14 protein-coding genes are annotated in these 18,314 nt (G+C 63.8%); 4 read left to right on the top strand and 10 right to left on the bottom strand.

Annotated elements, in window-relative coordinates:
• Positions 1-86 precede the first annotated feature (86 nt).
• The 3 genes from ACSFA7_RS08670 to ACSFA7_RS08660 form a co-directional block, all read right to left on the bottom strand.
• On the bottom strand, positions 87-1,442 hold the full coding sequence (locus tag ACSFA7_RS08670) for a sigma-54-dependent transcriptional regulator (RefSeq protein WP_435499018.1): 1,356 nt from the start codon (positions 1,440-1,442) through the stop codon (positions 87-89).
• Positions 1,427-2,887, bottom strand: coding sequence for a sensor histidine kinase (locus tag ACSFA7_RS08665; RefSeq protein ID WP_435499017.1), 1,461 nt, complete (start codon positions 2,885-2,887; stop codon positions 1,427-1,429). The genes ACSFA7_RS08670 and ACSFA7_RS08665 overlap by 16 nt, the downstream gene beginning before the upstream one ends.
• Positions 2,888-2,949: 62 nt before the next feature.
• The gene (locus tag ACSFA7_RS08660) at positions 2,950-4,476 is read right to left on the bottom strand and encodes a class I adenylate-forming enzyme family protein (RefSeq protein ID WP_435499016.1); all 1,527 of its coding nucleotides are present in this window, start codon (positions 4,474-4,476) and stop codon (positions 2,950-2,952) included.
• A gap of 177 nt (positions 4,477-4,653) precedes the next feature.
• Between ACSFA7_RS08660 and ACSFA7_RS08655 the strand changes: the two genes are divergently transcribed.
• Positions 4,654-5,142 carry a hypothetical protein gene (locus ACSFA7_RS08655; protein WP_435499015.1) on the top strand — a complete coding sequence of 163 codons (489 nt, stop codon included), beginning with the start codon at positions 4,654-4,656 and terminating at the stop codon, positions 5,140-5,142.
• Positions 5,143-5,188: 46 nt separating this feature from the next.
• Here the strand turns inward: ACSFA7_RS08655 and ACSFA7_RS08650 are convergent, their stop codons facing one another.
• From ACSFA7_RS08650 to ACSFA7_RS08620, 7 genes are all read right to left on the bottom strand, one after another.
• Positions 5,189-6,376: a hypothetical protein gene (locus ACSFA7_RS08650; protein WP_435499014.1), complete on the bottom strand. Its 1,188-nt coding sequence runs from the start codon at positions 6,374-6,376 to the stop codon at positions 5,189-5,191.
• 25 nt (positions 6,377-6,401) lie between these two features.
• Positions 6,402-7,748 carry a hypothetical protein gene (locus tag ACSFA7_RS08645; RefSeq protein ID WP_435499013.1) on the bottom strand — a complete coding sequence of 449 codons (1,347 nt, stop codon included), beginning with the start codon at positions 7,746-7,748 and terminating at the stop codon, positions 6,402-6,404.
• Between the two features lie 184 nt (positions 7,749-7,932).
• The gene (locus ACSFA7_RS08640) at positions 7,933-10,086 is read right to left on the bottom strand and encodes a T6SS phospholipase effector Tle1-like catalytic domain-containing protein (protein WP_435499012.1); all 2,154 of its coding nucleotides are present in this window, start codon (positions 10,084-10,086) and stop codon (positions 7,933-7,935) included.
• Positions 10,083-10,733: a DUF3304 domain-containing protein gene (locus ACSFA7_RS08635; RefSeq protein ID WP_435499011.1), complete on the bottom strand. Its 651-nt coding sequence runs from the start codon at positions 10,731-10,733 to the stop codon at positions 10,083-10,085. Before ACSFA7_RS08635 ends, ACSFA7_RS08640 begins: the two co-directional genes overlap by 4 nt.
• Before the next feature lie 3 nt (positions 10,734-10,736).
• Positions 10,737-11,546, bottom strand: coding sequence for a DUF4123 domain-containing protein (locus tag ACSFA7_RS08630; RefSeq protein ID WP_435499010.1), 810 nt, complete (start codon positions 11,544-11,546; stop codon positions 10,737-10,739).
• 1 nt (position 11,547) lies between these two features.
• On the bottom strand, positions 11,548-14,532 hold the full coding sequence (locus ACSFA7_RS08625) for a type VI secretion system Vgr family protein (protein WP_435499009.1): 2,985 nt from the start codon (positions 14,530-14,532) through the stop codon (positions 11,548-11,550).
• 24 nt (positions 14,533-14,556) lie between these two features.
• The gene (locus ACSFA7_RS08620) at positions 14,557-15,384 is read right to left on the bottom strand and encodes a hypothetical protein (RefSeq protein ID WP_435499008.1); all 828 of its coding nucleotides are present in this window, start codon (positions 15,382-15,384) and stop codon (positions 14,557-14,559) included.
• Positions 15,385-15,533: 149 nt separating this feature from the next.
• Between ACSFA7_RS08620 and ACSFA7_RS08615 the strand changes: the two genes are divergently transcribed.
• The 3 genes from ACSFA7_RS08615 (at position 15,534) to ACSFA7_RS08605 (ending at position 18,298) form a co-directional block, all read left to right on the top strand.
• Complete coding sequence (locus tag ACSFA7_RS08615) at positions 15,534-16,379, top strand: M15 family metallopeptidase (protein ID WP_435499007.1); 846 nt, start codon at positions 15,534-15,536, stop codon at positions 16,377-16,379.
• Positions 16,380-16,438: 59 nt separating this feature from the next.
• Positions 16,439-16,732: a PAAR domain-containing protein gene (locus tag ACSFA7_RS08610; RefSeq protein ID WP_176661961.1), complete on the top strand. Its 294-nt coding sequence runs from the start codon at positions 16,439-16,441 to the stop codon at positions 16,730-16,732.
• 87 nt (positions 16,733-16,819) lie between these two features.
• Positions 16,820-18,298: a hypothetical protein gene (locus tag ACSFA7_RS08605; RefSeq protein ID WP_435499006.1), complete on the top strand. Its 1,479-nt coding sequence runs from the start codon at positions 16,820-16,822 to the stop codon at positions 18,296-18,298.
• Positions 18,299-18,314: the final 16 nt, after the last annotated feature.

Genomic DNA, 18,314 nt, shown 5'->3' with positions numbered 1-18,314 from the left:
TTTGAAATCAACGACTTGCGCACGCCGGCCGGTCAGTGGCCGGATGATCCCGGGACACCGGGCGTCCGGTTTCCGGACACTCCGGTTTACTCGAGCCCGTACTGCGTGAGCTTGCGGTAGAGCAACTGCCGGTGAATGCCCAGCCGGCGCGCGGCCTCGGCGCGATTGCCCCCGGCCTCTGCGAGCGCGTTCGCGATCAGCAGCCGCTCCAGCCGCTCCACGGCGGCGGGCAGCTCGGCGTCGAGCCAGCCGGCCGGGAGCGTTTCCACGGCCTCGCTGAAGCGCTCAGTGCCCAGTGCGGCGGCCAAGTCCGCACCTCCGATCACGCGGTGGCGCACCAGCGCCTGGCAACGCTCCATCACATTGCGCAGTTCGCGCACGTTGCCGGGCCAGGGGTGGCTCAACAGCCGCTGCGCGGCGTCGGCGGACAGCGCCTTGGGTGCCTCGGGCGTTGCCGCGCGACGCAGGAAATGCTCGGCCAGCGGAATGATGTCGGCCAGGCGCTCGCGCAGCGGCGGCAGGCGGATCGAGAGCACGTCGAGCCTGTAGAGCAGGTCTTCCCGAAAGCGCCCCTCGCGCACCGCGACGGCCAGGTCGCGGTGCGTGGCGGCGATCACGCGCACGTCGACCTTGACCGTCCTGTGGCTGCCCAGCGGCGTGACTTCGCCTTCCTGCAGCGCGCGCAGGATCTTGGCCTGCACGTCCAGTGCCATGTCGCCGATCTCGTCGAGCAGCAGCACGCCGCCGTCAGCTGCGCGAAAGCACCCCGGGCGCTCGCCCGTCGCGCCGGTGAAGGCGCCGCGCACATGGCCGAAGAGTTCGCTCTCGAGCAGCTCCTTCGGAATGGCCGAGCAATTGACGGCCACGAAGGGCCGGTCGGCGCGGGCCGAATGGCGGTGCAGCGCGCGCGCCACCATTTCCTTGCCGGTGCCCGTTTCGCCGAGCACCAGCACCGGCATCGAATTCGCGGCGGCCAGGCCGATGCGCTTGTGCACCTCGCGCATCGCGTGGCCCGGGCCGACCAGTTCGCCGATGTCGTCTTCGTCCACCGGGGAGGGCGACGGCGTCGTTGCGGTCGTCCGCTGCTGCAGCGCCCGCTCGAGCACCTCGCGCACCGCCTCGCGGCTGATCGGCTTGGCCAGATGGTCGAAGGCGCCCAGGCGCATCGCCTCGATGGTGTTGCCCGCACTCGCAAAGGCGGTGAGCACGATCACCGGCGGCAGGTGCACCAGCCGCGCCTGCATGGCGGCGAGCGTCTGCAGGCCGTCCATGCCAGGCATGCGGTGGTCGAGGAACACGGCGTCGAAACGCTCGCGCGCCAGCGTCTCCACCGCTTCGGCGCCGCCGGCCACGGCGATCACGTCGTGGCCCAGGCCCTGCAGCGTCTCGGCCAGCGTGTCGCGAAAGGCGTCGTCGTCGTCGACGATCAGGAGGTGCGCCATGGAATCTCCAGTTCGAAGCGGGTGCCCGGTGCGAGCGGCACATGGTGCAGCTCGCCGCCATGCGCCAGTGCCACCTCGCGCGCGAGCGCCAGCCCGAGCCCGGTGCCGTCGGCCCGACCGGTGGCGAAGGGCTCGAAGAGATGCGGTTGCAGCGACTCGGGCACGCCGGGGCCGTCGTCGTCCACGCGCATCGCCAGCGTGCGCGCATCGGGCTGCAGCGCGGCCAGCGTCACGCGGCCGCCGCGCGGCGCATGGCGCACGGCGTTGTCCAGCAGGTTGTCGATGGCGCGCGCCAGGTGCACTGGGTCGAACACCGCCATCGCGGGGCCTTCGTGCCGCAGTGCGACCTGCACGTCGCTGGTGGCTGCTTTCGCCGCGACGGCGGCTGTGCGGTCCGTGAGCCAGCGGTGCAGGTCGACCTCCTGCGGCGCCAGCGTGACCGGCTGCACCAGCGCGAGCAGGCTTTGCACCAGGCCGTCGAGCCGATCGATCTGGCCGACGATGGTGCGCAGCGCCTCGCCTTGCCGCTCGGGCGTGGCGGCCAGCGCGTTCTCGGCCTTCAGGCGCATCGTCGCGATCGGGTTGCGGATCTCGTGCGCGATGCCGCCCGTCATGCGGCCCAGCGCCGCCAGCCGCTGGTCGCGGCTGCGCTGCTGCGCGGCTGTGCGCAGGTTCGCGCGCGCTTCCTCGAAGCGCAGGCGGTAGCGGTTGAAGCCGTCGACGATGCGGTCGAGCTCCCGCACGCCGGTGCGCGGCAGCTCGGGCATCGCGTCGCCCCCCGCATCGGCCTCTGCCAACCGGGTTTCGAGGCGCTGCACATGGCGCAGCCCGCGCAACAGGATGAAGCCGAGCCACAGCCCCGAGGCCAGCACGACCAGCAGCAGCACCGCCAGCCCGGTGCGCAGGCTCCCCTGCGCCGCCAGCGCACCGGCGTTGGTGCGCGTCATGGTCCAGGCTGCGAGGTCCTTGCCCGGCGCGGAGAGCGGGCAGGCCGAGACGATCAGCGCCTCGCGGCTGCCGCGCACCACATCGGTCTGCGGCTGCTGGGTGCGCGCCGCGAGTTGCGAGAGTTCGACGATCAGCGGCTGCTCGGCGGCGGGCACGTCCCGCTTGACGCCGCTGCCTTCATAGGTCGGGTAGGCATAGGCCAGCAGTCCGCCGGCGCCCTGCCACACGCCGCCTTCGACATGCGGCGCCTCGATCAGCACCAGTTGCAGCAGCACCTGCAGCAGGTCGACCTGCGGCTGCGGGGGCGAGGGGGCGCTCACCGACTTGGCGTAGCGCGCCGCGATCGCGCGGCACGATTGCTCGGTGGCGGCCTGGCCCGCCTCCACCTGCGCGCCCGCACTGCTGCGGTACAGCGTGAGCATCACCACGGCCAGCGCGGCGCACACGCTGAACAGCAGCACCCAGAAGAAGACGAGCTGGCCGCGGAGGGATTTCATGGATGTCGCGATCGTGCCTCTTCTGCAGGCCTCCGCGCGTCAGCCGGAGGCGCGTCCGGCCGTTACCGCAATTCCCGAAGTTCGCGCTTGAGCACCTTGCCGATTGCACTGCGCGGCAGCTCGTCGATGAAGCGAAGGCGCGCCAGGCGCTGCGTCTTGCCCAACTGCTCGTTGGTCCACTGCAGCAGCGCGTCTTCGGTGGTGGCGTCGCCGTCGCGGCGCACCACGAAGGCCACCGGCGTCTCGCCCCACTGCTCCGAAGGCATGCCCACCACCGCCACATCGGCCACCGCCGCATGGCTGCGCAGCACGGCTTCCAGGTCGCTCGGGTAGATGTTGAAGCCGCCGCTGATGATCATGTCCTTCTTGCGATCGAACAGCGTGAGAAAGCCGTCGGCATCGAAGCGGCCCACGTCGCCGGTGCGGATGAAGCGCTTGCCCGTGGCGTCGAACCATTCGGCCTCGCGCGTCTTCGCGGGCTGGCGGTGGTAGCCGGTCATCATGCCGGCCGAGTGGCCCACCACTTCGCCGGCCACCTCGGTGTTGCCCTGCGGGAGTTCGTTGCCTTCCTCGTCGATCAGCCGGATGTCGCTGCCCGGCGCCGGCTGGCCCACCGTGTGCAGCTTGGTCGGGTGCAGGTGCGCCTCGAGGATGCAGGTGCCGCCGCCTTCGGTCATGCCGTAGAACTCGATCAGCCCGCCGGGCCAGCGCTTCAATACATCGGCCTTGAGCGCGGCGTTGAAGGGCGCGCTGGTGCTGAACTTGTACTGGAACGACGAGAGGTCGTGCGCGTCGAAGCGCGGGTGCGCCATCAGCCGCTGGTACTGCACCGGCACCAGCATCGTGTGCGTCACGCGGCGCGCTTCGGCCAGCTGCAGATAGCCGCCGGCATCGAACTTGGGCATCAGCACCACGCAGCCGCCGAAGGCGATGGTGGGGAAGAACACCACCAGCGTGGTGTTGGAGTAGAGCGGCGTCGAGAGCAGCGTGACGGTGTCGGCGCTGTACTCGTACTTGGCGCCGCGCTGCACATGCGACCAGCGCATGCCGTGGCCCTGCACGATGCCCTTGGGCTCGCCGGTGGTGCCCGAGGAATAGATGATGTTGAAGGCCCACGAGGGCTGCACTTCGACGGGAGCGGGTTTGGCGCCGACCGGTGCGAGCCAAGCGGCGAAATCGCGTCCTGCCGAAGAGCCGTCGAGCGCGATGCGCGGAATGCCGCCTTCCTTCGCGGGGCCAGCGACGTCGGCGGCCGAGGCGTCGGTGAAGAGGATGCGCGCGTCGGCGTCCTCGATCATGCGGGCCAAGCTCGCGGGCGTGGAGCCGGGGGCGAGCGGCGCGACCGCGACACCCGCGCGCAATGCGCCGAGGAACACCGCGGCGTAGTTCACCGACGAGGTGGCGCAGACCGCAATGGCGTCGCCGGCCTTGAGGCCGTCGCGCTGCAGGCTGGCGGCGATGCGGTCCATCAGCGCGTCGAGCGCGCCGTAGTTCAGCGCGTACTGCGCGTCCGCGAGCGCGGGGTGATCGGGGGTGTATTGAGCGTGGAGGCGAACCAGGTCGGCAATGGCGCCGAAATCGCGTTCCATGGCGGCTTGAATGGCGGGGTGCGTTTGCAAAATCGAATCCTTCGTCTTGGCCAGCCGGCAGGATAGCGAAGAAGCTTTGCAGCCGGTGAGCCGCGCGCGACGGGTGCGCGCACGCAGTCAGCCACCGCTCAGGGGTGCAGGTCGAGGATCGCAGCTTCTTCAGGAAGGAGCTCCGACATGGGACTACTCGACATCCTCCAAGAGGCCATCGGCAGCGATACCGGCGCGCATGTGGATCAGATCAGCCAGCATGCTTCGCCCGACGCGATCGGCGCGGGGCTCGCGGCGGCCATGCGCTCGGACCAGACGCCGGCATTCGGCGACACAGTGGGGCGGCTGTTCGGCCAGTCTTCGCCGATGCAGCAAGCGGGTGTGCTCAACCAGATATTGGCGACGCTGGGGCCGGCTGCTGCATCGATGCTGGCGGGTGGGGTACTCGGACGGTTGCTGCAGCCGGGGCAGACGCAGCTCACGCCGGAGCAGGCCTCGCAGTTGTCACCCGCGCAGGTGACGGAGATCGCGGCGCATGCGGAAGAACAGCATGCGGGAGTGATCGACGAGGTGAGCCGGTTCTATGCGCAGCACTCGGGGTTGGTGAAGACGCTGGGTGGGGCGGTGTTGGCGATTGCGTTGGCGAAGATGAAGGAGAACGCGACGCGAGGGTGATGCGTGTGGCGGCAGCGAGGTCAACCTCGGGTGCCGGAGCAAATCATCAACCTGCGCGCCACGCCCCAGGCCTGCGCTTGATGCTTTGCGCGATGGTCTTGACCAGATCGCGAAACTCGCTTTCCGTCATGGGCGTTTTGGCGAAACGACCGAAACGCTCGACCTTGAAGATGAGATTGGACGAAGTACCGGGCGGTGCGTTCTTGTCGCCGGGTATGTAGGCCAGATAGCCCCAGTCCTGGTTCTTGTTGGCTTCGTTGTGAATTGGCGGTCCACTGAGAACGCTGCGAGTGATGAGGGCCATGCCGCCAAGCCCCTTTCGCCCGTCTACTGTGATGGAATGAAGCGGACGCACGCGGCCGTCCAACGGCTCTGTGAGCTTGGCCCCGTAAAAGTAGCCTCGTTGCACCGCTTCGTTGACGAATCTTTCGGGATCTATGCTGTCCTCACTCGAAGCGTCCCTATCGCTCAGGTACACCACAATGTCGGGCCTGTCGGTGAGCCGGAAAGAGGCGGCAACATAGGCAGGCTTCTTCTCGCCGGTCATGAAGCCATAGGGCAAGCACACCCCAGGCTTGCCTGGAATCTCGAACGGTGCGCGCGAGCTATGGAGCTTCTGGAAATTTGCGATCGTCTGTTCCGGTGTGCCTTCGAGTTTTCTGCTGGCGGACACCACGTGGTCGCCGGTCAACGCGGAAAAATCAAATTTTCCAAAGTCGTCGACAAAGCCGACGGCATTACCGTTGTTGTAGGGCTGTTGAAAGCGGATTGCCGCCGCTCGCTTTCGCAGCGCAGTTCGATCAGTTCCCGTGGGATCAATCTCATACACCGGATTTTCGTCAAGCCACTTGGCCCGATCAAGCAGAAGATCCTTCTGCCGCTGAATTTCCTTGTTGAGCTTAAGAAGATGTGCTTGCAGATCCGACGTGCTGGTCAAGCTCGAAACATAGATGGACCTAGAGCTTTCACTTGAGTCGAATACGCCGTCGGTTTCCACCAACTGGTACGTCTTCCAGACGCTTACTCCATTCCCAAATCCATAGCCTCCTCCATTCGCGGGCGACATGTTGGGCGGCAGAGTGGCGTACTCGATGTTGCCGGGTAAATCGATGGTTTGATAGCCAAGGCACTCGGTGCGAATGGTCTTGGGCGGTTGCGCAATGACTTGATTCGAAAGCAGCATGCCGAGCAACGCAAGTACCGCAGGACGTGGATTGAAGTGTTCTTGCTTCATCACGTTGATGCGAGGCTGCAGCTCTCTATTTGGCGACCGAATCGGGATACGCCCGGCTGGCCAGCGGGTCGAAGTCGAAGGCCCTGAAGAAATCCTCTTCACGCTTCCAACGCACCGTGCCGTCGGGCGACCCGAAAGCCAGCTGCGCGAGGTCCAGTGGCTCTTCGCGCATGGCCGAGGCGAACCTGGTGTCCCATCCGATGGCTGCCAAGCTGGCCTTGCCTGCCGCGTCGTAGTCCCACACCCGGTACAACAGCTTGTTGTCCTTGAGTTTGAGGCCGACTTTGCCGCGCAGATCTTCATCGTAGAAGCCGCCGTCTTTCTTGTTCAGCCCGACGAAGCCCAGATTGATGGCACGCTTGAGCTTGCCCGTGTTGTCGTACTGTTCCTGGCGGAGCGTTCGGCCGGCCGCCATGTAGAAGCGGTCGCGCGGCTGATGCGCGCCAGCGGGGTAGAACTCGATCAGCTTGATGCCCGAGAGCACCTGTGTCTCGCGCCGACGGTCATGGCGGTACATCTGGTCGACGTCGTCAAGGATCGAGACCGGCACCGGGGGTTTGGTGAAGTAGTACTCGATTGGCTTGCTACTTCCGTCGGTGTACTTCAGCGCGGCGCCGTCGCTGCGGTCTCGCAGACCGATGTTGAAGCCACCGAGAATTTGCGTGACGCCTTTGTTGGAGTCGACGCTTGCGTTGCCACCATGGCGCTCAGGGCTGGGCTTGGGTGAGTCGCGAAACACGATCGACTCGCTCCAGCGACCGTCCTCCTTGCCGTAGTGCCATTGAATCCAGAGGCTGCCGTTTTCGGTCTGGCCACGATCATTCTTGAATGCGCCGTAGCGGAACTTGCGCCACATGTCTCTGGGATCGGGATCGCCAGGCGGGCAAGCATTGGTCGCGGTGGCGGAAACGTACAGTTGCAGCAAGTTCTGATCGTCGAAGCGGAAGCACTGACGCTCATCCGTAGTCACGCGCTCGCTTTTCTCCGGCTCATAAACAGCCGCCGCGAACGTCTCCTGAATCCTTCCCCTCGGGTCATAGAGATAGACCCGCGCGGCTCCCATGACATGCGATCTCAAAAGAGGCGCGACGCTGGCGTTGCGCGACTGGTTCTTCTCGGTCCTGGCGATACTGGCGGGACGAGTGCTTTCGCTGCGCCGGAACCAGTCCTCTTTACGGCAAACGCGCCAGCCATCCTTGCCATCTGGCTCGTAGTACGACACGACGCCTTTGTCTTCATCCTTGGGCAAAGTGCCTGGTCCGCCCTTGGCCTGCATGTCTTGCGGCAGGGATGGTGCGAACGCGGGCGTATCAAGTCCGTTCGCAGGTTGTGACGCAAAGCGCCCTCCCAGGTCTTGCTCGTAGCCGATCAAGACCTTGACACCGTCTTTCGGTGACTCGAGCCAGTTTGATGGGTTATTGCAGGCGGCTTGGCTTGAGCTCGCGCATGCCCATGCGAGCACGAATATCGCGGACCTGCGCATTCGCATCAGTACGAGATGACTTGCACGGGCGTCGTATTAGCCACCGTGCGGCGCAGAGTTGGCTCCCGCACTCTTAACGCATACCGCTGAATACGTCGCCAATGCTCTTGGTGCTCATGATTTGTCGCATCCCTTCTAAATCCATAGGCGGCGGTTGCATGGGCGGCTGAGCGAAAATATAGGCGTCCAAGCGTTCCTTGTTAGTCAGTGCCACACCGTTTCGGTAGAGCGTACGCCAGCGTAGGTAGCCCCAGATTGAACTGGGCTCACGGCTGCCCGTCTCGGTCGGAAGAGTCTTGTCCTTTCGATAGGCAGTCAGATCTTCAAGTTCCTGCTTGGTCAGAGCCGGCGGCGGCGGCGAGAGCATGGGTGCGTAAACAGGTCGGCCTTTGCGCGCCTCTTCTCGTAGGGTATCAAGAAGCGCACGATTTTTGCGTTCCCCCTCCTTGTTAGCTGCATCCTTGGCCTCGAGCTGCGCCATGCGTTCTGTTTGCTTCGCACGCCAAGTCGCCTCGTTGGTCTCGCCCGTCGGTTTGAACCAAGCGCGTGAATCATGGGCATAGTCGTCCAGCAATCGAACAACGGCCGAGGGCAGTGGATCGGGGCTGTTCCAGTGCCGTCGAACGTCCTGCCACTGCCGCACCTTTTCACCCCACACCCAATCAGTAAGGTATGTTGAGACAGAGCTGTTTCTCAAAACTTTGCCCAGCAAAGTGTCCTCGTACAGAGGATTGTCTTCATCCTTCTTGACAGCCTTCCACTCATCTCTCAGTTCGGCGTTTGCAAGCGTCAAGTCGGTGTAGTCCTGTCCATAGTTGAACTGCTTGGCACGCTTGAGAAAATCTTGTGTCTCAAGGGCCTCCGCCCCTGTTGGTCCGAGGCGCAGGCGACGCCAACGCACATAGAGTCCATAGTGGGTTTGCATGGCCGCTGGCGTACTGATGCCATCACCCAACAGCGGTTTGACGGCCGCAACATAGGCATTGAACGCCTCGCGTAACGCTGGCGCTACCTTGAAAGCGTCGCGCATTTCCTGAGTCACACCGGGTGCATTGGGATTCAGCGGTACCCCTGCTGCGACCGCCTCGCGAAACATCTGGCATAGCGGTGCTTGCGAGAGTTTTGCGCTGTCGTCCTTCTTGAGCAATGGGCCGTTTGCGCAGCCGCGTCCTTGCTCGCCAGGAGGGTAGCCACCTCCTACGTCCGAATGAACGCCGGGATAGACCACCTCAATGCCGTTACCTCCAGCGAGATCGAGTGGAAAGGAGCCACGCACTTCATGCCCTGACACCAGATGCACACAGCGTTGCACGTAACCAGGAATGGCCAAGTCTTTGGGGCGCCCCCAAGCGTCATGCCCATCTCTGATCAAAGCGCTTTGCGCCATGCCGACTGAGGCCACGGTATCAAAAATACCCAGAAACGTGACTTCCACCTTAAGTCCGGCCAGCGTGAAGTCAGGGTCAAGCGCATCGGTCAACCAGTTGCAGAATGCGCGTGCTTCCGCCGCACCTCGAGAGAAGCCAAAAACTGAGATGCACAGCCTCTCCAGTTTGGGTTTGCGCTGCACTAAGCTGCTGAGCTTGCTCCACAACTGTTGTCGGCGCTCCCGCAAAATGTCGCCACGCTCCTTGTCCCGAACGGGAGTGACGGTCGTGTCAAGAATGTTCCCGATCTTGGACGTCAGACCCACCTCTCGCAGCATCTGAACTTCACTCTTGCCGAGATTACGAATCGCACCGGGCGACATGTTTATGTCGGCCGACATCTTTTTGACCGTGGCGAGATCGGTTGTACCGAGGGATTCGCTGAAGTTTGATCCAAAGAAGTGTCTATACAGGGAGTCGTGCAATTGCAGTAATGCCCAGTTAATGCGCACCTCACCACCCCAGCCGGCTCCCAATCCTGCATTGGCAGCGGCACCCAAGCCGCTGTCACCAACTTCTTTCAAAAACGGTGTGCCCACCCCCGCGGCGTAGATACGTGCGTTCTCGGCTGGATTTGCGTCAAAGACGTCATAGAGCCGAGCAACATTGCTCTGGCTCTTGTTTGGCGTATCACGCAAGCGATTGTTGTTGGTGCCATCGAAGAAGAAGCCGAAGTGCAGCTCCTTGGTGCATGGCAGGCTGGCGGTCGAAGACTGTCGTGCCAGGCAGAGCGCCTTTTGCACTTTGGTCAAGGCCAATGGATCTTCTCCTATGGACTCCAGAACTTTGCTTGTAGTCATCGCTTAAATCTTTCTTCGTCGTCCTTCGGCGGTGGTGCGACTGCAGCAGGGGCTGGAGGTGGAGAAGGTTGCAATGCAATCGGCAACGTTTCCCAAGCCTCGGGGACGCGCTCTCCTGGGTAGAACTTGTCGTGGCACGCCGGACGTATCAAGCAGTATTGCCGGGGGTTGATAAGTTCTGAATTCGGAAACTTGGGATGTCCTGGGGCGTACTGGGATGCATAAACCTTGATCTGATCGTTTGGCAAAAATGCGACCCAAAAAGAGCCACCACCAAGGCCGCTGTATTGGGGAACATCCACCACCGTGGTGTAGAGCCCCTCGGGCTCCTTGGCATATAGCAGATCGTTACGCCACTTAATGGTGACTTTCAGGCCGGGGCGCCAGACATGGGGGAGTCCGATGCTGGTGGCAACACTATGACCACCCGCGAATGTGCCCACATTGCCTGCCCATTGGTCATTCACGTAGAAAACACCAATTGGAACGCCAGAGTAGTTCAACCCTTCTACTTGCAATCCGATCTCGTCTTCTTTGACAACTGGTTGCACGGACTCCTTGGCATCGCAACCTGCGATTGAGGTGCCAACCAGCAGAATGGCGAACAGTTGGAGCAGCAACGTCTTCAATGCACGGATATTCTGCATGCGTCAAACCACTTCATCTAGGATCAGCCGTTGCTCAGAGAGCGCCGAAATCACGGCACCATAGAGCTTTGCGTCGTGAAGATCGATGGTCGTCGGCAACCGTTTCAACGCGTCTTCAATGCACGCATGCGCAATGGAGACCCGCCCGTGCAACTGGCCGAACAGATCGGGACGCCGCACGATGTTGAAGAGCAGGGCATCCGGTAGTGCCATGCGTTGCAACCGTTGATGCTGGTGATTGTCCAACTCGTAGGGCTTGGTACTTGATGCCGTCTGTGACGACGTACCGGGCACAGATACGAGCCGCCCATCGCGCCCGGGGTAGTGCCAGCACCTCATTCCCGCCAGAAGCCGCTCGCGCTGAAGGGGGGTGAACACCTCGAGTAGCGCGTGCAATGATCGAGTGTCCGCCAGGCGCAACATCCAAGCCTTTTCGTCCGATGTCACTGCTTCCATCTGCTGCTGCAAATGCAGAGCGAGCATCTCGAAGGGTAAGTCGGAGGCAATGATGCTCAGCATCGGCTTGCCGCTGGTCAGGCGCAACAGTCGTTGGAGCAACGAGAGCCGTTCACTATCCTTCGCAGGAAGCACTAGTAGCGTCGGCGCGATAGCATCGAGGCCTAGGCCGCTATACAAATTTGCATAAAGAGAGACGCAAGGCTGTTCGCTGGGCGCCTGTTTCAATTGCGACGCCAGTTCCGGAGCAAACGCCATGTCCAGCAGCGCGTAGGTCCCAGAGGCGATTGGCTCTATTGCCAATTGTTCCTGGATCAGACTGGCCGAGTCGTGCTGTGGCGGATCAATTAGTTCCACGCTAGCCATTTTTCGCCGCCAATGCTTGTCCCGATTGCATGGCATGGAGAAGACATTCCACGCACACGCTACTTGGAAATTGCGGGAACGGATAGCTCTGCTGCACCGGTCCCGCCAGCTTCCTCTGCATAGCGTGATAGGTAATCTTCCCCGGACACTCGAACGTGATGTCCCCGTTCTGCAGTGTGATCGACGCGCCCTGCGCAGTGGCGAAGCGAATCTTTTTTTGCGCCGCAAACTCCACCGTCTTGTCCGTACTCGCAATCTTCAGCGCATCCTTGGCTTGCACCCGAAGCTCATCGTGCTGCGCCTGAAAGTCCAGGTCGTCACTGCCCGCGATGATCGACAGGCCCGCCTCGGCATCCGCCTTCTGCGCGCCGGCCAGCAGACCGATGGCTTGTCCGCTATGGACTCTCAACACATCAGCCAACGCAAGGTTGATATCCCCCCCGCTGGCCAACGTGGCAGTCTCCCCAGCCACCATCTGCAGCTGCTGCCCCGCCACCATCGCCAGGCCACCGCGCGCAGCCAGCGCAACAACCGCATCAGTCGTATGCGGCACCTTGCCGTCGCCGGTCGCAATGGACTTGTCCGACGCATCCGAATAAGCCGAATCCAGCGCATCGCCAGTCACCATCCCGCTCGCTGCATGCAGCATCGCCGCATACGGCGCGCGTTCCTTATCGAGCTGCGAAACGTTGGCCTTGTCAGCACCGATGTGTCCAGCGAGCTGCACGGTCTCGTGCTTCATCGCGGCTTCGCTCAGCGCCTGCCCCAACTGCTGCACTTGCTTGAGCAGCGCCATGCCAGGGGCGAAGTCGCCCACAGGCTCAAGCTGCTTGCCGCCGGCACCGCGGTACGTGCTCAGCAACACACCCTTGCCGCCGCGCAACGCCGCATACCCATCGGTGCGAAGCTCAAGTCCTTGCCCGCGGAAGCTGCCGCGGAAGTTGTCCGCCTGATGAATCAGATGCCCGAGGTTCAACTGGCTGTGTGCCGTGCTCGCATGCAGTTGCACGCGCAGTTGCTGGTTCGAATCATCGAACACCAACTGGCTGAACCCTTCACCGCCGAACTCCTTGGTCTTGAAGCCACTCAGCGCCGCCGCATTGCGATGACCCTTGTCATCCGCACTGGCACCGTGCCAGGCCGGTGCGTGGCCCGCCGCGAGATTGGCTTGTGCGCTCGGCGACCCGTTGCGCGCCTGCGCAAAGACATCGCTCCCCTGACCCTGGCCTGAGCCTTCCTGATTGCGCGATGCGCCCCCAGGCGTAGCCTCGATGCCGCCATCGCCGCGCCCGTTGTACAGCGCCCCGACGATCACCGGCTGGTCGACATCGAGGTCGACGAACTTCACCAGCACTTCCTGCCCGATGCGCGGCAGCCACTGCCAGCCCATGCCGGGACCTGCCTGCCGCTGCGCCACGCGAATCCATCGCGTGCTGCGGTTGTCCTGTGCGTCGCCGCCGTTCTCGGTCGTGTTGTTCTGCCAGTGGAATCGCACGCGCACATCGCCGCGATCATTGCAATACAGCTCGTCCGCGCCGTTCGGCGAAGTCTCGCCCGAGGGGCCGATCACGATCGCGCTGTGCACGCCGCTGGCCGTGGGCTTGGCATGCAGTCGCGCGCCGTCGGCTGCTGCGAGCACGGGCCGCCACGGACGATCCACATGCACGGCCGAGAAGCTGTTGGCGTAGCCGAGCGTTTTCGCCGCGGCAAGGCTCTGCGCCTGCGGGCGGGCATCGTTCGCCTCGTCGTGCGCACTGCCCGTGGCCGTCGGCACCAGCCCGAACACATCGTCTTCGGCAGTGACGGATGCACAGGGCCTGTCGAATACCAAGTGCTCCGACAGATCGCCCAACTGCGCAGCAATCGATGCCACCGTGTCCTTAGGCAGATTGTTGATGCCCACATGCTCGACGGTGTCCAGCAGCAGCGCGGGCTTCGCCTGCAAACCAAGCGCAGGCGCGTCGTCGACTTCGATGCGCGTGCCCGCGCGCAGCGTGCGCACGGTGCTGTGGCCAAGCATCACGTCGGCGCGGCATTCGGCCGCTTCCATCATCAACCCGGCATAACGTTCGAGCGTGCGGTTGCTGTCCCAGCCGCGGCTGCGGTCGTTCAGGCCGAGTACGTCGTCGTACTCGATGCGCGGCGCGTTCTTGCCGCCGACCGCAAATCGCGCGGCGGCACTGCCCGCCAACTGGCGTTTGCCGTCGACGTTCCACGCGCTCAAATGCACCTGCGCGACCGACTGCCGCATGCGGCGCACCAACGCCTGCACCGCATCGCTGCGCTCCTGCGAACTCTTGCGATGAAAGCGGATGGGCGAACCCGGGTCTGCGGGCTGTGCATCGTTCGCCGAGAAGATCACGAGCTTGTGCCCCAGGGGCGCCTTCTCGTCTTCCTCGATGCGCCAGGCGAGTCCCTCTTCGGTCAGCAGGCGCGAGAAGAAATCGAAGTCGCTCTCGCGGTATTGCGTGCAGTAGGTGCGAACGGGCGCGTCGGCGAGAAAGCCGCTCACCTCGGAAGAGAAAGCCCAGCTGCCCGCATCGGCATACGGCGCAAGCACGCGTTCGATGATGTCGGCCACCGAGCGTTGCTGGAACACCTGGCTGCGCCCTTGCTGCGTGGCCAGCCAGATCCATGGCACGAGCGTGAGTCGGTAGCGCGCAAGGCCGCCGTCGGAGCCGAGCGACTCCACCGCGCGGATCAGGCCGGTGCGTTTGCCGGTCGAGCCGTTGGCGAGCACGGTGACCAGCGTAAGAGGCTGATCGATCATCGACGAGAGCGCGAGGTCAGCGCGCAGGCTCAGGCAGACGATGCGCATCTCGAACGGCTGCGACACGGCCTCGCGCTGCACCCAGCCTTCGACGCGCAGGGCGTCGATGCTGGCGTTCGTTGTGGAAGCGCCTGGAACCTCGAGACGGTAGAGCCGGTTGGTCTGGCTGAGCTCGGCCCAGAGCGCGCTGCGGTCAGCGGATGGCATCGTGATTCGCGTCGGCACAGGGGCTCATGGTTTGCATCGCTGGCCGGACTTGCAATCTGCCGCGACCTCGGCCAGCGCCGATGGTTGAGGCGCGGGGTCTGGTGCCTTGCTGCGCCTGAGCAGGGCAGTCAGCAGGTCGGTGTCGGGATCGGGCTTGCTGGGGCGCGATGCCGTCTGCACGGTGTTGTTGGTGCGCTTCGGTGTCTTCGATGTATTGGCCGCAGTCTTGACGGGCTTGCCGTTGGCCGCGCGCACAGGCTGCTTCGACGAAGCGGCTTGCGTTGGCTTCTTTGCGACTGCAGCCATCGTCGTCTTCTCTGCGCGCGGCGGATTTGTTGTGGCCGCGGTCCGCGCCGACTTGCCCGAAGGCGGAACGACCATGGGTTGCGCGCCGATCGCAGCGAACGGCGTGGATTGCTGTTGTTGCTGCTGCTGTTGAGAAGGCGAGGACGTGTCGCCCTCGACGATGCGCGCGGTTGCCGGTTCGGGCGCAGCGGGTGTCGCTGCACTGGCGGGAGCGGGTATCTCCGGCGCTGGCGGCGCAGCGGGCGCAGCCTCGACGGCCGGTGCAGGTTTCGCTGGCGCAGCAGCAGCGATGTTCACCGATGCATCGGCGCGTTTCGATTGCAACTGGTAGGTCGTGGCACCCGCAACGCCGATCAAAAGCGCGAGTGAAGCCCACACGCTCGGTCGCTTGAAGAAGGACCGTGCACCGCTCTCGCGGCCGCCGAGCTGCGCGAGCACGCGCGTGGATTCCGCGTTGGATGTCGTCGCAGACGATGCGTCTGCGGCGGGAGTGCTCGAACCAAGCAGGCTCGGCCGTCCCTTGTTGTCGTCTGGCGCGCCCATCATGGATGGGTGGTCCCGAAAGCAGGCATGTTTTTTCTCCCCGCGGCTTATGGTGTGACCGACGCAACGTTGCAACTTGGATGCAGTTGTTGCGTGCGAGTGGTTCGAAGCGTTGTGCGACTCATACAATGAATTGCACTTTCCGAACACCGTTGATCTTCTTCGCTCTCTTTTGTTATTTTGCCTTGATGGTGGCTGCGCTTGCCATCTTCTTGTTCCCTTCTTTTCGTGAGCGTGTGTTGCGAGCCACGATCACTTTGACGACTTCAATTGGAGTCTTTTTCATCAAGATCGGCCATCGATTCGGTCTGGTGTCCGAAGCAAGTTTTCAGTTGGTGCGCGATGGTGGTTTGGGTGTGCGTACTTTTGCCGTACGTCATCGTTATCTGTTGTTGTCGGGCATGGGCTTGCTCGTCATTCCGGTGTTGTTGAGCGTGGCCTTCGGAACCGGACGCGTCCTGTTTTTCGATGACTGGGCCACGACAAGCGATCCGAAGATCGAGGCGCTTCTCAAGGGCGAGCAGCTCGTGCCGCCGCCTGCGCTGCCTCCTGAAATCTTCGCGACCGCAGAGGTCGAGCAGGTCCGTCCGCTCACCAAGGAAGGCAGTCGAGACTGGGCTGTGCTCGATGCGGATTTCCGCAATCGCCTGTTGCTGGTCTACAAGATCATGAAAGAGAAACACGGCTACGACCTCGCGTTGCTCGAGGGTTATCGCAGTCCCGAACGGCAGGCCAAACTCGCCGCGTTGGGCAACACGGTGACGCTCGCCAAGGCGAATCAAAGCTATCATCAATATGGACTTGCGGCAGACAATGCGTTCTTTCGCAATGGCAAGCTGGTGATCTCGGAAAGAGACCCGTGGGCCATGGAGGGCTACCGTCTTTATGGCGAGGTGGCCGAGTCCGTAGGGCTTGTGTGGGGTGGTCGTTGGTCTTCAATCAAGGACTACGGTCACGTGGAGTACCGCAAGCCCGGTTTCAAATTGCCACGCGACTGAATGCCGGAACGGCATCGGTTGCATCGACAAACCAACGAGGCAAGCAAGGGGGAGTTCGAATGGAAGAGGATCAACCCGCAGCGGACAACGATCGTCCGTGGATCGTCCTGCACGACAAGACAGACCACGGCGGCATCGTGATCACCGCATCCGAGAACACGAGCATCGACGAGCGCCGCGTGGCCCGCATCGGCGACCTCGTGTCCTGCCCGCGGCCCGGCCATGGCATCAACCCCATCGTGACCGGCAGCCGCTACGTCATGCTCGACGGCCGATACGTTGCGCGGCACGGCGACAAGGCCCGGTGCGGCTGCACGCTGCTGTCCAGCCAGATCGCTTCCGCGTCCGAATGACAAAGGCCACATCGTTGGCTGCAGGCATGGCATGCGGCATCGCGTCTGCGTGCGTCGCCGCGTGACAAAGGCATCGACGAACTCCTGATGCTGGCGCGACTGGTCAAGCCCACCCTCTTGTTCTCCGCCGTGTTCATCACGGTGTGGGTGATCGTGGTCGTCTACTGGAGCTACACCGCGCGCATGCCGAGCACGAGCGACATCGCGCTCTACCTCGTCGTGCTGCCGCTGGCGCTGGTGGTGTTCTATCTCTTGCTGCGACGCATCTTCACCGGGGCACCGCCTTCCGCTGCATTGCCTTCGGCTGCGCGCGGTGCATCCGCTGCAACTGGTGGTGCCGCATCGACGGGGGCAGCAGCCGACGTGCAGCAAGAACGCCTGCAGGTGTCCGTGCTCGCATTCGCTCTTCACACGCCGCGCGGCAACGATGCTGACGCGGTGGCCGCCGCCGTCGGCCAGGCGCAAGCGCCCGAGCTGGTTCCGGAACTGCGGGACGGCGAAGGCTTTCCCCTTCTCGCGGGCTGTGTCGCCGGCCTCGACGCCAACGAACTCCGCGAACACCTGCGCGAATCGCTGCGGCCCGCGCCAGAGGCCTTCGATGCAGATGCGCTGACCGACGATCGGTTGCGCGCCATTCACCTGATGTCCGACGTGCTGCAGGAGCTGCTCGCTTCGGCGACCGACGCGCTGCTGAATGCCGGCGATGCGCTCTCGGTGCGCGCGCCCGGGCGTTTCGTGTCGAGCGGAGCGATCGTCCCTGGCTCTGCGACTGCGCCGCAGTTGTGCATCTCGCTGCTGTTGCCGGGCGCATGGAGCGAGAGTGAGCGTGCGATCGCCACGCAATGGGTGCAGCAATTGGCGCGCGAAGCCGACCCCTCGCAGCACTGGACCGTGGACTGCTTCAAGAGCGAAGCCGGCGTCTCCGCGATGGCGCTGCTCGATCGCATCAACCTCTCGCTTCACCGCGAACAGCGGCCTGCATTGTGGATGGCGTTGGCCGCCGACTCCGCGATTTCCAGCGAGTGCATCGCCCGCTGGGAAGCCGAAGGCCTGCTTCATTCCGCTGCGCGCCGCAACGGTCGCGTGCCCGGCGAAGCGGCCGCGGGCCTACTGTTGGCGCGCGCCGGCGATGCCCTGTTCGCGCAGCCGCACGCCGTGGTGCTCTCGCGCAGCGCGAGCGGCCAGCGTGACGAGTCCGCCGACACCGCGCGCATGCCCGACGCGAGCTTGCTCGACCTCTTTGCCCAGCGCCTGCTGTCGGCTTCGGCACTGCAGCCCGACACCATCGACTGGGTCGTGAGCGATGCCGACCACCGTGCGAGCCGCGTCACCGAGGTGGCCCAGCTCGTGCAGGAACGGCTGCCGCACCTGCCTTTCGAAAACAACCTTTCCGTCTGCGCGAGCCTGGGCTATCTCGGGGCCGCAGCCGACATGACTGCCGTGGCACTCGCGTGTCACCTCGCCGTGCGAGATTCACGGCATGTGCTCGCGCTTTCCGTGCAGGACGCGCGCGCCCGGACGGCCATGCTGGCCGGCCCCGCGAGCCCTGTGCCACAAGCTACCTAACCGGACCGATTCCAGA

The sequence above is a fragment of the Variovorax trehalosi genome, from assembly GCF_051216415.1.
Taxonomy (GTDB): Bacteria; Pseudomonadota; Gammaproteobacteria; order Burkholderiales; family Burkholderiaceae_C; genus Variovorax.
This window is presented reverse-complemented; position numbering and strand designations above follow the sequence as displayed.